The following is a 13,453-nucleotide window of genomic DNA, read 5'->3' on the forward strand; positions in this document are numbered from 1 at the left end:
GGGGCGGTGTTTCTCCTACCGGTGCAGCTCAGCGTGTTCGCGGTACCCAACCCGATCAGGAGCGTCAGTGCGTCACAGGGGTGGTGACAGGCACTGGCCACGTGCCGAGCGGTGGCCTGAGCCTGTGGGCTGGATGTCGTACCTGAGTTCTAAAGTCCTGCGTATGTCCCGCCACACACCTGATCGCCCCGTCAACATGGAGAGCCTCTTTCCCGAGCTGCTCCCCTTCCGTCGCGAGTCCGTCCGCCTGCATCCACGCCCTGGGTCTCCGACATGCACGGACAGTTCCGTCGGAGGTCCTCTGCTCTGGCCTGCCGCCGAGCCGTGGCCGGTGTGCCGGGAAGAGCACTACGACGACACCATGAACTCCACCAGCCAGCCGCAGCCTGCTGCACCCATGGTTCCCATCGTGCAGATCCATCGTGCCGACGCACCCGGCATACCCTTCCCCGAGGGCAAGGACCTGCTGCAGGTCCTGTGGTGCCCCTACAGTCACGGCGAGTTCTGCTACCCCCTGCCCCAAGTCCACTGGCGGGACGCCAGTGCAGTCGGCGACGTACTGCCAACCCCGGAGCCAGCGGCCGAGCTTCCCAGGAACTGGTATCCGGGGCCCTGTGTGGTTCACCCCGAACAGGTGACTGAGTACCCGAGCTGGGACCTTCCTGACGAGCTTCGCGACGTGCTCCGAGACCGCTTCGACGCACTGCCCGGTGAAACCGGCCTGCTGTACTCCTACCACCTCGCGGAAGCGCCAGGAATCAAGCTGGGAGGCTACCCGGGTTGGACACAAGATCCGGTATGGCCCGACTGTGAAGGCTGCGGCAGCAGGATGGAGCACCTCCTGACCGTGTCCAGCTGGGAATTCGACGGTGAATCCTGGCGCACCTGGCTTCCCGATGAGGACCGAACCGACGAGAACGAATGGGGCGGTCAGCGATGGGAAGGCCCTGCCCACAACCCCGCCGGGCTGTGCCTCGGCGACGCAGGGGGCGTCTACATCTTCGAATGCCGCACCTGCCCTGAACGCCCCATCGGACACTGGTTCGATTGCTCGTGACCGCTGGACGCCTTGCCCATTACACGGCACGAACCCAGCCGGTTCGCCGGCGCCCGCTTCGGCCGGGCTGCTTCCAGCGCCTTCGCTTCGAGGCGGAAGAACTACTCCAGCTCTTCGGGCGACGGAGCGGCAGCGAACGGCTGTAGCGGGAGATCTGCTCTGTCGCGATCGAGCGGGCTCGCGCGAACGGTAGAAGCGGCACGAGGGCTTGAGACGGCTGGTACGGAGGCTCGGGAGCGGTTGCTGCCGATCCGTACGGTGGGTGGGAGCGGGCCCTGGGCGCCAGCCAACCCGGTCGGGTCTACCGCGCGCCCGCCAGTCCGCCAGTGGACGAGCGTCGCGCTGGTCCAATGAGAGGACTTCGTTGCGCGCCTCCGGTCGGCGCCCGGCGATGAGACTGGATCATGGCGCCGATGACACAAGTCATCTCAGATGATCTTCTGAGGAGCCCCTCATGAGTCCCGTGGACAGGACGCGGTTCCCCTTCGGCCCACTACCGCGGCGGGTCAAGTACATGGCGGCCCGGGGTGTCACGGCCTCCCTGGTGTTGGTCGTACTGGGGCTTGCCAGCCCGATGACCGCTGCGGCCTCCCCGGTGGTGGCCTTGAGCGATCCCGGCCCAAAGTGCCACGGTGATCAGCCACCCTGGAAGAAGCCCCGCGGCTGCGAGGAAAGTCATGACCACGGCCCCGGCCACGGCTACTGGCCTGACGGCCTCGTCGGCCCGACAGGTCCCACCGGAGCCACCGGCGCAACAGGGGCGACCGGCCCCACAGGAGCCACGGGCGCACCCGGGGTGGACGGCCCCACGGGACCCACCGGAGCAACAGGCCCCACGGGAGCCACCGGAGCCACGGGTGCAACAGGGGTAACTGGGCCTGCCGGGACTCAGGTCAGTGTCGGAGCGGGCGTCTATTCCACAACCGACCAAGCCATTCCAACCGAAGGAGTAATCACCAAGGTCCAGCTAAACGCCGCGAACTACAACAGCGGTATGACGTTTGGCGACGCGAACGACGCGCTCGTCGTCAATACATCCGGACGCTATCTCCTGCAGGCAAAGATCCAATGGGCCATCGCCCCGGCGGGGTGGCGTCAATTCGGGATCGCCGTCAACGGGTTGTTCGTCGCAGTCGACAACCAGAACAACGACGCCCCCTCCGGTCTCAGCAATGTCACCCAGGACGTGTCCGTGACCCTGCCCCTCAACGCCGGTGACGCGATTACCATCCTTGCCAGCCAGGGCAGCGGCCAAGTTGCAACCTCGCTGACGTTCAGTGAGGGAGCTCCTCTGGCTCCCCTGCTGCAAGCAAACCGGATCGGGCCGCTGTAACACCGAGGCTGTTGCTGGCCACTGAGGGCGAGTCGGGAGCACACCGCACGAACGGGCTACGCCTGCGCGAGGGAAGAACACCGCGTGGGGGGACTGCGGACCGGCTCCGGACAGACGTCACCGGGGTTGCCGCCGCCAGCGGCAACCCCGGTGCCCGAACATACGACAGCGCGGTCCGCCAGCTGGTGGTGGCAGCCCCGCCGGGTCGATCCGAGCATCGCCCGTTTCGTCTCGCCTTGTGCGCGCAGGAACTGGTCGGCTTCCTGACGGACTTGTGCCCACAGTTCGTGATTTCTGAGGCCTTGCGCGGTCCAGTCCGTGGATCCTTCGTCCGCGGTCAGGTGGCCGAGGAGGTCGTCCATCCGCGCGAGTTCGGACAGCGCCTCGGGGGTGAGCCAGCCCTCGTCACCGAGCTGCTGTGCCATCACGGCCGCGTCGTCGAAGTTCAGGGCGATCTCGTCCACCGGGACGGCATGCTTGTCCAGCCAGGCCAACTGGTCGGGCGCGGGAGCGGCGAGCAGCGCCACGGCGGCCAGGAGCTGGCGGTACCAGCCTTCCCAGTTCGTTTCGGTCACAGCACGATCATGCCAGTCGGGTTCGGGGCTTCCTCCGTTCGGGGCCGCGGAAGGAAGGACACGTCCGGCCGCGCGGACGTCCGCTGCTGCAGTTTGCGGATGCGGGCGCTCCCCGTGGTGATGCCGTCCGGGCAGACGCGCGGCAGTCGACACGTTGCTGTTCCAGCGCCTGATCGCTGCCACAGCCGCGCGCCGCAGGGATGAATTCTCAAGCAGGAGGGCGCCAATGTACCCGTCCAGGGGGACCGCAAGCCGGCCGTCTCCACGCTCGCACCGAACCGAGCCAGACCCTGAGGAGGCCATGGGAGACCGCTTGTTTCAACCTCAGTGGTCACGTCGCGGTGGGGACGTAGGGCGCTGCTGCGACCTGGGCCATCGTCCGAAGATTCGCAAAGTAGGAGGCGCAGTACTCCTCGTTGATCAGAGGAACGATCTTGTCGAGGTCGGCAATGCAGCCCAGAGATAGGCGACGTCACTGCCGTCGAGCCCGCCCTTCAGCTCCCTCTGCACGAGGCCGGTGACGTCAGCGTCCAGGAGGACCAGATCCACGCCGTCGAAGTCCACACCGCGGAAGCCGTCGGGGAACAATGCGCGCAGGTGGTCTTCCCACAAACGGGCGAGTCCGCCTTCGAGCTGTGCTCCGCCCACGCCGGCGGTTGTCGTCTCTGCCGCGGACGGTGGGCGAAGGAGTAGGGAGACGGCATCGAACACGGAACGCAGCATTGCGACGGCCCGGAGCGGGCGGAGAGCGGCACTTGACTCGGCGCCCTGTGTGAGCTCGTCGCGCAGCAGTCGGATGCGGTCGAGTTCGATGGCGAGCTCGGCCGTGATGAGCCCGGCGTCGGTGGCCCGCTCGATGAGGACGTGGAGCGGTTCGTTCGTGGCCAGACGCACGGCGAGGACGTGCTCCAGGGCGAACAGGGAATGTGTGACGGCGACGGTGGCGAACTCGCACCGGTAGTAGGAGTGCCGAATGAGCTCGCGGGAAGTTTCCAACGCGCTCATGACGTACATCGACGCGCCGCCGGGCAGAACCAGGTCGCCAACCAGAGCGTACATCTCCGCATAGTCGAGAACGAGGTCGCGGGCGCGCGGGTCTCGTACCGGCAGGAGGAGCGGACCGGGCGGCGGTGGCAGGGTATTCACCGGTGCAGTCTTGTCGCCGGAGGTTGTCGGTGCCATCGGATTTGCTCGGGGTGGTTGGTAACCCGCGGCCACATCTCGCCAGCGGGTCAGACCTTAAAGAACAAGCTGAGCTGAGCGGCGGCGCGAAGAAGGCCCCCGCCGGGTCCGTAGGAGTGCGCGGGCGCCAGTGCCGGCGAAGCGGAATCCGCCGGGGCGCGGGTGCCGGGAGAGGAGAGCGGGACGGGGCCGGCTGTGACGCATCCGGGGGCCATGAGAACCGGAGACAACCAAGGATGCGGCAGGGAAACAGCCGGCGAAGAAGACCGTGGGCCGCACGCCGGAGCGCCTGAACACAACGGGGCCTCGCGGCCTGCTTGCCGCGAAGACCCCGAGCGGTGATTGTCGAAACTGCAGGGTGTTCCCTCAGCGGCCACATGATCGTTGAACGGGCATGACCCAGACTCTGAACGAAGATGTACTCAAGACGGTCCAGGAGCTCGTCGGGGACGCGAGTGACAGGAGCACTCCTCTGGACGGTCATCTCGACACCTCGCTCAGCGACCTCGGACTGGACTCCCTCGCCGTCCCGGAGCTCGCCGTCCGGCTCGAGGCCCGGTACGCCGTGAGTCTCACGAACGAGGGGGTGGACCCCGTGACCATGCGCACCGTCGCCGACCTGGTGATGTCCAAGATCGCCAACAAGAGCTAGGACCGCACTGGCGCCGCAGCCTCGTGTCGCCCCAGGCGCCGCGTACGTGCGGTGCTACGAGCTGGCCGAGCCCCGGCAGCCCCCGTGCGTCACTAGGGAGCTGTCGTCAAAGTGTCAGGCCCACATCAGGAGTGATACGAGGGTGACGGCTGCCTCGTTGGACTGGGCGATCTTCTCGTAGCAGGTGATGCCGCGCCACTGATTCAAGCGATTGAAGCACCGCTGGCCGGGCCGTCCGGGGCTCTTCCCGGGTAGGTGTCACGCCAAGGAGGGCGGGGAATGGGACGGTTACCCGGATTCGGTCTCGTCCCCCTCCCTTCCCCGCGGGTCTTCATGCCTTTTACGATCTTCGACATGTCGAACCCGTCGCTCGTACCTGTCCTGCGTGGCTCCCGCGGAACCGTGCTCCAGTTCACCGGTGATGCGCTGACATGGCGTCGGGACGCCGAGGAGGTGACCATCCCCCTCCCGGCGGTCGCGCGCGTCCGCCTGGAGGGGCGCGCTGTCACGGTCGAGCTCCGCGCCCCGGCCGGAACCGCTCCCGCCGTGCACCGCGTCGACGGCGTGAGCCAGGCCGCCGCGGCGCTGTTCGTCCCGGCGGTCACCGCGGCCCTGCCCGAGCGTACCGAGGAGAGCGGGACGGTCGACGGCTCGACACTGGTGTCCACGTACACAGAGCCCGCGCCCGAAAGCGATCCGCTCAGGAACCCGGTGATCGGCATCGGTGTACTGTCGGCCGCCTCCGCCCTGGTCGCCTGGATCCTGGGTGACCTGCCCAGCGCGATCGTGGCGCTGGTGGGTGCTCCCATCGGCCTCGGGATCACGTGGTTCGGTGCTTTCGCCTGGTACTTCGTGTTCCTGCAGTGGCATTTGCCCCGGTCCGGCATCACCGTCGAGGCGACGGTGGTCACGGAGTACCTCAGCACCGCGACCTACGCCTACACGGAGCTGGAGGGCGCGAGGCGCGATATCCACGACAAGAAGGTCCAGGGGAATCCCTACGTCGCCTATGCCGCGGCCGATCCGGACCGAAGGACGCTGTGCTACTCGCCGCTCAAGATCGCCGGGGACGCGGTCTTCGCCTTGCTGGTTCTTCTCGTCGGTCTCGGCGTGATGGCCTTCGTCGTCTTCCTGGTCGTGATCATGAACCTGCCCTAGTAGGACTCCGTTAGGTCCTCCGGTTGGGGCTGTTCGCGGGTGGGCATGACGGATGCGTGGATACGCGCGAAGTGGACGGTGTGCGCGCCGAGTTGGCGTCGTATGTGGCTGACGTGTTCGCCTCTCTGAGGCGCAAGGACCAGCGGGCCAAGAGCGACTGCTACCTGCGGGGACTGATGCTGGACGGCCGGCGCAAGTCGATCCAGGCCATGGCCGCTCGGCTGCCGGACGGCAACGAGCAGAACCTGCAGCAGTTCGTGAACCAGTCCACCTGGGATCCGGTGCCGGTGCAGCGCCGGATCTGCGAGCGCATGCTGCCGCTCATCGCTCCGACGGCGTGGGTGATCGACGATGTGTCGCTGCCCAAGGACGGAAGAATGTCGGTCGGGGTGGCCCCGCAGTACTGCGGAGCCCTGGGCAAACGCGCCAATTGCCAGGTCGCGGTCAGTGTCCATGCCGCGAGGGATGCCGCCTCCTGCCCGCTGCAGTGGAGGCTGTTCCTGCCGCGATCATGGGAAGCGGACGACGATCGAAGGACGTCTACCCGCGTCCCGTCCGAGGTCACCCATCGTGAGAGGTGGCGGTTGGCCCTGGACATGCTCGACACGCTGGCCGGCTGGGACATGAGGCCTCCAGTCGTGGTGGCGGATGCCGCCTACGGCAGCAACGCACACTTCAGGGCTGGGCTTGCCGACCGCGGAATCCACTATGTCCTGGCCGTCCGGGCAGACGTGAGTGCCTATCGGTTCGATGCCGAGCCCGAAGCGCCGCCCCGCAAGGGGCCGGTCGGCTGCTGGCCCCAGCCGCGCTACCGGCACCCGGCACTGTCGGTGGCGACCCTGGCCGCCGGTCTCGGGCCGGAGGCATTCACCACGGTCACTTGGCGGCAGGGAACCCGAGGCCGGTTGAAGTCTTGCTTCGCCGCCGTGAGGGTCCGGCCCGGCGGCAAGGCCGTCGAGCGTCCGATCAAAGCCGCAGCCTCGTCCACGCAGGGCTGGTGGGACGGAGTCCTGCCTGACTGCTGGCTACTGGCCGAATGGCCGGAGCACGCCGAATCCCCGACCGACTACTGGCTCTCCAGCCTCCCGGCCGACACCCCGATCACCGAACTGGTCCGTCTCGCCAAGGTCCGCTGGCGCATCGAACACGACTACCGGGAACTCAAGCACGGCCTGGGCCTTGACCACTTCGAGGGGCGGTCCTGGCCGGGCTGGCACCACCACGTCGCCCTTGTGACCGCGGCCCAGGCCTTCCTCACAGAGCAGAGGCTGGCCCCAAAAGTCCCCGGACCGGCCTCACTCTCTACCAGACCCTCGACGCCCTCCAAGACATCCTGAGGTGCTGGACCGGTATCTGCACCACCTGCCGGCAGCCCCTCCCGAACAGACCACACACCACACCAAGATCAAGAGCAACCTAACGGAGTCCTACTAGAGCCTGTCTGACAAATGATCACGGAGCGGGGATGTGCGTGCTCGGTCCAATTGCCTTGCCGTCCTGACGTCGGCCAGTGAGTCTGGACTGGTGCCAGGACAAGGGAAGACAAGGCGGCGACATGAGGCCGAGAGTCTGCGGCTTGCCGCTCGCACCGCGCCGGGTGCGGGGCAGTGGAAAGTGGTCGTTGAGACTCGGGACCAGGCGGAGATGCGTACGAGGTTGCGCCGTCTTCGGGAGGCAGGAGTCGATGGGTCGATGATCCGGATCGACACGCTGTGCGGGCGCCTGGCGCTGCCGGCCACCTACCGGCTGAGCCGGTTCGTGACGGACCCCGGGTGGGAGTCCGAGCGCGGGCACTCTGATCATTGATCTTGGCAGGTCGAGGTGAGTTCGCACGTGGCGTGGGATCGAATAGAGCCCCTGTTGCCGCGGGTGGATCGACCCTGCGCTCCTGGCAAAAGGGCGACGGTTGCCCTTTCCAGCGGGAGGGGCAACCGTCGATCGCTCGGGCTCGGTCGTCGGCGGGGTCGAGGGTGAGCTGCTCGGTGGCTTCTGTCGCGGGCCGGAGGTCTTGTGCGCGCAGGCTGATGGAGCGGACGCGGGCGCGCTGGAGTGCGAGGAGGTCGTACAGCTCGTAGGCGGCGACGGCGAGCGGGCGGGTGTGGGCGGTGGGTTCGGGCAGCGTACGGCTGCGCGAGCTGGTGGAGCGGTCGGCGTACCGGATGGACAGGACGAGGTTTGCCCGCTTGGTGTGCGTCGCGGAGCCGGGCACCGAGTTCCTCGGTGAGGTCGAGCAGGGTTCGTCGGTGTTCGTCGGGGTCGAGGACGTCGTGGCCGAAGGTCCGCTCCGCGCCGGTGGATTTCGCGATCGGCTCGCGCTGGACGGTGCGGAGGTCGTGTCCGTGGGCCTGGGCGTGGAGGGAGCGTCCGGTGGCTGCGCCGAAGATCCTCGTCAGCGCGGGCAGGGGTGCGTCGGCGAGGTCACCGGTGGTGTGCAGCCCGTACGTACGGAGCTTGGCCGCGGTTGCGGTCCGACCTGGTGGAGAGCGGCGACAGGGCGCGGCCGCAACCACCGCTGCACCTCACCTGCTTCGAGGACGGTGGTGGCGCCGGGCGGGATGATGGCGGCCGCCATCGCGGCGAGCATCCAACTGGAGTTGCGATGGGTTCCGGTTCCGCCGCGGAAGTTTCGTTGGTCCTCTTCATCCTGGTCAAGAGGGGCGGCTGAGGTTCCACGCGAACGTGTGGAAATTTTCCGGTCTCTCCTGGATTCCAGGAGTTCTCGCCGGAATTTTCATGTTCGTGGCGGATTCCGATACCCGCCGTTTCACGCTGATCGGCGGGAGCGGCACGAAGACGAAACCGGCCGGGCCAGTCGATGGTCTGGCTGATGTGGTGACCTTGCAGCGTCTCGCTGCGATGGGGTCGTCACAGGAGGACGAGCGTGCGCTGTTCCAGGACACTGCGGAGTACTGCTGGGCGCGGGACGTCGTCGGTCTTGCGTTTCGGGATGCTGTTAACGGAGCAGCTCGTTTTGTCGGAGGTGTGTTACCAGCCGTCCTCGGAGGGGCCGACGATGTCGTGTCCGATCTGTCGAGCGAGGTGTCGTGCACGTTCGCCCGCGTAAGGGTGAACGTGCACGTATACCGTGTGGCCGACGGCGGGTTCGTGATCGGCGTCGATGCTGAAGCAGGCCTGCACCCCGGTACGTGAGCCGTCGGGTCCGAGACCGAGCTCGGCCACCGCTGGCCATGACAGGGCCATCCAGGCGAGTTGCCCCCACGCTGCACGAGACAGGATCTCAGGAGCCCTTCTCAGGAGATCGCTGTCAACTGGCGCCGCCACGGATAGTGTCAGAGGTAGCAGTGAAGCCAGCGCGGCATCGTTCTGCGGCAGCTCCGGGCCCCGAAGATAGGCACCGCCCCCGTGGAACAGGGCGAGGGGGAACAGGGAGTGAGGGAACAGCTCCGCGGCACACCGCACGTCGTCCACCTGAGACAGTCCGGCTTCCAGGTCCACGGTCGCGGTGACCCACAGTTCCCCACACTCGACGAGAAGCTCAGCTACGGCAATAACTGCGTCTACGCTGCCGATCTCATCTCGATAGACCGGGTAGGCCCTCGAATCCCCCACAACGTTACCCCCTTCCAAGAACATACCGCCTATTTCCAGGCCGGCCCCCGGCGAACGTAGGCCGCGAGGTCCGGAGACACTGGCGGGCCCTGCCCGCCGGAGACGGCCCTACCTTCGGCGCCGTCCAGCCGACCCTGCGGGAGTACGCGGAGGCCGAAGACGCGGTCCGCCGGCTCCAGAGAACCCTGGCAGCCGCCCACGCCGGCTGAGGCTGGTCCACCTGGCTTTGTAGGTCAGGAGCGAGTGCTGCCTGGCCCCCGCGTACGGGCTGCTGCTGTGGAGGGTGCGGCGGGCGGCGCGGTCCGCCACGGGGTGCCGTACGCCGGCTCGGCGCAGGACTGCGCGTGCCGCCGCTACGACTGCGGGGGCCTGGTCCCGATGTCTTGGTGCGCGGAGCACGGGGACACAGCCGGCCCGGTGATGGAGTGGCATCCCGGCGGCGGCATTCGATGCGCGGAACTGCGCACCCGATCGCTCACCAGTCGCTGACCCCCTGACCGGGACCGGGGCAAGGCAGCCAGGGTTCAGCTCCCGTACTGCACCCGCCGCGCGCTCGTGCACGCCTCACAAAGGGGGCTGGCCCCCATCCCGTAACGGGATGTGGGGGCATGGCTTCTCTGTACCGACAGCGAGATCGAGGCCGTCATCGAAGCGCCAGCCGAAGACCTCATCACGATCCGACAAGTCCTCACCCAGGTGCGCGGCTACGAACGTGCGGACGCCGTACCCACGCGTGTAGGCATCTGATCAGCCTCTCCTTGAGGCTCGGAAGCGCCCTGCCCAACGAGCCAGAGTGGACACCCCAGCATCTCGCGGCTGGCCGGCCGCGCAGCCACACACTTGACCTTCACCACCCGCCTGCGCTTTCTATCTGTATCGCCAGCCACACGACCGGTCCCGCTGCCAGAACGATCAGCACCAGACAGCACGGTACCTGGGACGGCCCCTTGAGTGGCTCGGCTGCTATCTGTGGGGCCACTCGCCGCACGTCGTCGGCGTGATACCACATCTTGCCGGCATAGCCCGTAGTGGTCATCCAGCTCTCCGAATGGGTCCGCACCCCATGGGCCAGCGCATTCACATACACCGAGCTAGTACCCACGCCCGGCCACAAGCTGCTCACCTGGCGCTCCGTCAGCCAGCCGTCTCCCTCGTCCGCCATATTCCGCCCTTCCCCGAGCAGCCGGTGACGCCCCATCATGAACTTTCCCATAGCCAGGCGCAGTTCGTCCCTCCATCGCTCCTCGGGTTTCCGACGCGGCGATCCGCTTCCCAGCCCCCGAACGCCTGGCGCGAGCGGGTGTGGCCCTCGCCATCGTGAACGGGCGGTCAGGGTCTGACCGCCCGCCCTGCCCCGAATCACGGCGCCGGGGCCTGGGCACCGTTAGTGCAGTCAACGGGCCACCGGGCACAGGGGCCGGTCTGGCTGGGCGCCCAGGTGACGAGCTGCGGCCTACTGGTGGGGTGGGGAGTTCATGGCGCTGCTCCTCGGTGCGGGAGCCCAACACCATGTGCTCGATTTTCTGTGCGAGGGCGCACCGCAGGTCAGCGGTAGGTGAGGCGATGGCGGGGCTGGTGACGCCGTGGGCGGCGCGGCACAGCTCCCTCATGTCCCCGCTTCCCGCTCCCGCTCCGGGTGTGCGTCGGGCCGGGCGGTGCGGCGTTTGGGCAGGGTGGTCTTCGGAGGAGGCGCCCAGGATCGGGAAGATGGGGCGGCCGTCGCGGCGGTAACCGAGGACGGCACCGGGAGTAGGCATGGTGCGGGACATCAGGACGTGCAGCTCCTCGACGTCCCCGCGCCATCGCCGAGTCTACGTATGCCAGCGTGACGCCCTGCGGTCCTCCGATACCCCTCACCTGGAATGATCAATATGACTATCCAGGTGGGGGCGTCGGGGCAGAGATTGACGGCGCATCGCTGGAGACGACGACGGCGGATGACCGGCGCCCGAAGACGGCGTGGTCGCTGCCGGGGCCGAGTGGTCCTGGCGGTGAGCAGGGCCTGTGACTGTGGGCGCCGTGCTGGGAACACCGTCCTCAACCACGACAGGGGGACGGCTGACCGAGTCAGGCTCGGCCGGCTCTGCGGAGCCCCGCTTCGATTCGCTCGCTGCTCCGCAGGACGGTCGGGGCTGCCGGCTGTTGGGGCCAGGTGGTGATGAGGTAGTCCTCGATGGGCTCCTCGCTGACTCCGTCCGGCTCAAGGGTGCGCCCACGGGCGTGTACCCGCATGCGGTACCAGCCGGGGCCGTGGTCGCTGAGAGCGGGGGGTTTGCTCGGCCCGTGGCCCGACCAGTAGTTCAGGGCAAGGTCGACCTCGTCGGCGTGCACACTGACTTCGACCACCTCCTCCCATCCCTCCGTGTCCGCCGGGGGTGGTGTGGAGGTGATCCGGGTCTCGACGTTCACGGGTCCGCTGTGGATCCCGGTGATGATGTAGGCACCGTGGTCCATGGGGGCGGCGAGCGTGTTGGACCAGTCGGCGGACTCGACCTCGTAGTCGTATCCCCCAGTGATGGAGAACTGCCCGTCGCTCACCCTGATGACAGCCGATTCAGTCATGACCGCAGGCTATGCCAGCGGGTCACGCGGTGCGGGACGCATCGAGAACTTGGCCGACTCGCACCGCGCGACCTGCCCCTTAGCTACCGATGCGCACGAGGAAGGGATCGGCGTTCAAGACGCGTTGGCGTTGGTAAAACTTGCTTGTGACCCCGCCCTGGTACCTCTGATCTTCCACGCTGATCATGCAGGCGCTGACTCCCTTTGCGCCCGTACCGGACGGCACCCCTGGAATGGAGCAGCCGGGGAAGGTGCGACGTTCACCGCCGCCGATGGCCAGGCCCTGGTGTGTGCTGGCCAGGGGGTATTCGTCGCAGGATTTGCCAGCCGGCCGCGTCTCCTTGGTGGGGCAGGCCATAGAGCGATTCTTGTCATAGACGGTGCCGCTTGTCGTGTGGGTCAGGGGGACGGTAGCGCCGGGGAGTCCTGAGTTCTGAGCTCGGGTGATGTGGGAGGCGAGTTCGGGGGCCGCAGCCTTGCTGTAGACCATGGTTGAGGCGTACCAGGGAACGACGCAGCCCACCGAGCGCGGGTTCCCTCCGGCCGCGTTGTCGCAGCGGAACTCGTTCAAAATGTAGTTGCTCTTCGCTGATGTGTAGCCCGGGTTGGTGAGCGTGAGGCTCCACGTGGTCTGACACTTCCCGATCGCGTCCTCCTCCGTGGCCGTGGTGGTGTAGTACGACTCACCGAGCTTCCAGGAGTTCAGTGGCGCGATCTTCTGGGGCTTGAAGGTCGATTCGTCGAGCTTGCAGGCCCCGAAGGCGCTCGAGCACGGGGAAGTAGAACCCGGGGTCGAAGGTCCGCAGCCGCGCCCTCCCCTTGTCCGGGTCCCAGGCCAGCAGGTACACCGCGTCCCCGAGCAGTACCGCCTTGCGCTCGGCAGCCTGCATCCGCAGCGGCAGGAGCTCCTTCTCCGCCCATGCGCGCAACAGCAGCTGCACGGCAGCCGCCGCCTGCGCCTGCGGGTCGGGCTCATCGGTCCCGGCGTGCTCGGCGCCCGCCACCACGATCTGCTGGGACTTGCCGAGGAGGTGCGCGAGAGCGGTATCGACGAAGACTGCGGCGTCACCGAACTCGCGCCGCTCGGCCCCTGCGTCGTTGCCGGTAAGAACGGCCAGCTCCCCGGCCTGATTCGCGTCGTATGCCGCGAGGATCTTGTACGCAGCCAGTCTGCGCAGAGCATCACGGGGAACCCATGTCGCCTGCACCTGAGGAGCGAGAGCCCGATGAGGCAGCCCGCTGCTGGCAGCCGTCATTATCGGCTTGTAGTTCAGCCACGACCAGGCGTCGGACACGAAATTGCGCAGGCCCACGAGAAGATCACCCTCGACAGCCCCACGCCACCTACAGCGTAGGGGAGCGAG

General features: G+C 67.4%; 12 protein-coding genes and 1 pseudogene. 6 read left to right on the forward strand and 7 right to left on the reverse strand.

The window, feature by feature from the left end; translation table 11 throughout:
• Positions 1 to 361 precede the first annotated feature (361 nt).
• Both ABZY57_RS04090 and ABZY57_RS04095 read left to right on the forward strand, forming a co-directional pair.
• Entirely contained in the window at positions 362 to 1,057 is a 696-nt protein-coding gene (locus ABZY57_RS04090; protein ID WP_356507895.1) for a DUF1963 domain-containing protein, read from the forward strand.
• A gap of 994 nt (positions 1,058 to 2,051) precedes the next feature.
• Positions 2,052 to 2,390 carry a hypothetical protein gene (locus tag ABZY57_RS04095; protein WP_356507897.1) on the forward strand — a complete coding sequence of 113 codons (339 nt, stop codon included), beginning with the start codon at positions 2,052 to 2,054 and terminating at the stop codon, positions 2,388 to 2,390.
• A 56-nt stretch (positions 2,391 to 2,446) separates the two neighbouring features.
• On the opposite strand, the gene ABZY57_RS04100 is transcribed toward ABZY57_RS04095, so the two are convergent.
• Both ABZY57_RS04100 and ABZY57_RS04105 read right to left on the reverse strand, forming a co-directional pair.
• Positions 2,447 to 2,965, reverse strand: coding sequence for a hypothetical protein (locus ABZY57_RS04100; protein ID WP_356507899.1), 519 nt, complete (start codon positions 2,963 to 2,965; stop codon positions 2,447 to 2,449).
• Between the two features lie 420 nt (positions 2,966 to 3,385).
• On the reverse strand, positions 3,386 to 4,147 hold the full coding sequence (locus ABZY57_RS04105; RefSeq protein ID WP_356507901.1) for a hypothetical protein: 762 nt from the start codon (positions 4,145 to 4,147) through the stop codon (positions 3,386 to 3,388).
• Positions 4,148 to 4,541: 394 nt separating this feature from the next.
• Between ABZY57_RS04105 and ABZY57_RS04110 the strand changes: the two genes are divergently transcribed.
• The 3 genes from ABZY57_RS04110 to ABZY57_RS04120 all read left to right on the forward strand — a co-directional run bounded on the left by ABZY57_RS04110 (position 4,542) and on the right by ABZY57_RS04120 (position 7,294).
• A complete protein-coding gene (locus tag ABZY57_RS04110; RefSeq protein ID WP_356507903.1) occupies positions 4,542 to 4,799 on the forward strand; it encodes an acyl carrier protein in 258 nt (85 codons plus the stop codon).
• A gap of 354 nt (positions 4,800 to 5,153) precedes the next feature.
• Positions 5,154 to 5,957 (forward strand): hypothetical protein, encoded by an 804-nt coding sequence (locus tag ABZY57_RS04115; RefSeq protein WP_356507905.1) that lies wholly within the window; start codon positions 5,154 to 5,156, stop codon positions 5,955 to 5,957.
• A gap of 56 nt (positions 5,958 to 6,013) precedes the next feature.
• Positions 6,014 to 7,294, forward strand: coding sequence for an IS701 family transposase (locus ABZY57_RS04120; protein ID WP_356507907.1), 1,281 nt, complete (start codon positions 6,014 to 6,016; stop codon positions 7,292 to 7,294).
• A gap of 68 nt (positions 7,295 to 7,362) precedes the next feature.
• Here ABZY57_RS04120 and ABZY57_RS04125 read toward each other — a convergent pair.
• A pseudogene (locus tag ABZY57_RS04125) lies at positions 7,363 to 8,467 on the reverse strand (hypothetical protein).
• A gap of 169 nt (positions 8,468 to 8,636) precedes the next feature.
• Between ABZY57_RS04125 and ABZY57_RS04130 the strand changes: the two are divergent.
• Entirely contained in the window at positions 8,637 to 9,107 is a 471-nt protein-coding gene (locus ABZY57_RS04130; RefSeq protein ID WP_356507909.1) for a hypothetical protein, read from the forward strand.
• A gap of 1,267 nt (positions 9,108 to 10,374) precedes the next feature.
• On the opposite strand, the gene ABZY57_RS04135 is transcribed toward ABZY57_RS04130, so the two are convergent.
• The 4 genes from ABZY57_RS04135 to ABZY57_RS04150 all read right to left on the reverse strand — a co-directional run bounded on the left by ABZY57_RS04135 (position 10,375) and on the right by ABZY57_RS04150 (position 13,402).
• Entirely contained in the window at positions 10,375 to 10,740 is a 366-nt protein-coding gene (locus tag ABZY57_RS04135; RefSeq protein WP_356507911.1) for a hypothetical protein, read from the reverse strand.
• Between the two features lie 854 nt (positions 10,741 to 11,594).
• A complete protein-coding gene (locus tag ABZY57_RS04140; RefSeq protein WP_356507913.1) occupies positions 11,595 to 12,089 on the reverse strand; it encodes a hypothetical protein in 495 nt (164 codons plus the stop codon).
• A 79-nt stretch (positions 12,090 to 12,168) separates the two neighbouring features.
• Positions 12,169 to 12,579 carry a hypothetical protein gene (locus ABZY57_RS04145; protein ID WP_356507915.1) on the reverse strand — a complete coding sequence of 137 codons (411 nt, stop codon included), beginning with the start codon at positions 12,577 to 12,579 and terminating at the stop codon, positions 12,169 to 12,171.
• 193 nt (positions 12,580 to 12,772) lie between these two features.
• Entirely contained in the window at positions 12,773 to 13,402 is a 630-nt protein-coding gene (locus ABZY57_RS04150) for a hypothetical protein (RefSeq protein ID WP_356507917.1), read from the reverse strand.
• Positions 13,403 to 13,453 lie beyond the last annotated feature (51 nt).

Origin of the sequence: Streptomyces sp. NPDC006450 (genome assembly GCF_040612195.1) — a bacterium.
GTDB lineage: Bacteria > Actinomycetota > Actinomycetes > Streptomycetales > Streptomycetaceae > Streptomyces.

Coding starts and splice junctions, on each gene's coding strand:
- ABZY57_RS04090 (WP_356507895.1), top strand. CDS start 362: ATGAACTCCACCAGCCAGCCGCAGCCTGCTGCACCCATGGTTCCCATC.
- ABZY57_RS04095 (WP_356507897.1), top strand. CDS start 2,052: ATGACGTTTGGCGACGCGAACGACGCGCTCGTCGTCAATACATCCGGA.
- ABZY57_RS04105 (WP_356507901.1), bottom strand. CDS start 4,147: ATGGCACCGACAACCTCCGGCGACAAGACTGCACCGGTGAATACCCTG.
- ABZY57_RS04110 (WP_356507903.1), top strand. CDS start 4,542: ATGACCCAGACTCTGAACGAAGATGTACTCAAGACGGTCCAGGAGCTC.
- ABZY57_RS04115 (WP_356507905.1), top strand. CDS start 5,154: ATGTCGAACCCGTCGCTCGTACCTGTCCTGCGTGGCTCCCGCGGAACC.
- ABZY57_RS04135 (WP_356507911.1), bottom strand. CDS start 10,740: ATGGGAAAGTTCATGATGGGGCGTCACCGGCTGCTCGGGGAAGGGCGG.
- ABZY57_RS04140 (WP_356507913.1), bottom strand. CDS start 12,089: ATGACTGAATCGGCTGTCATCAGGGTGAGCGACGGGCAGTTCTCCATC.
- ABZY57_RS04145 (WP_356507915.1), bottom strand. CDS start 12,579: ATGGTCTACAGCAAGGCTGCGGCCCCCGAACTCGCCTCCCACATCACC.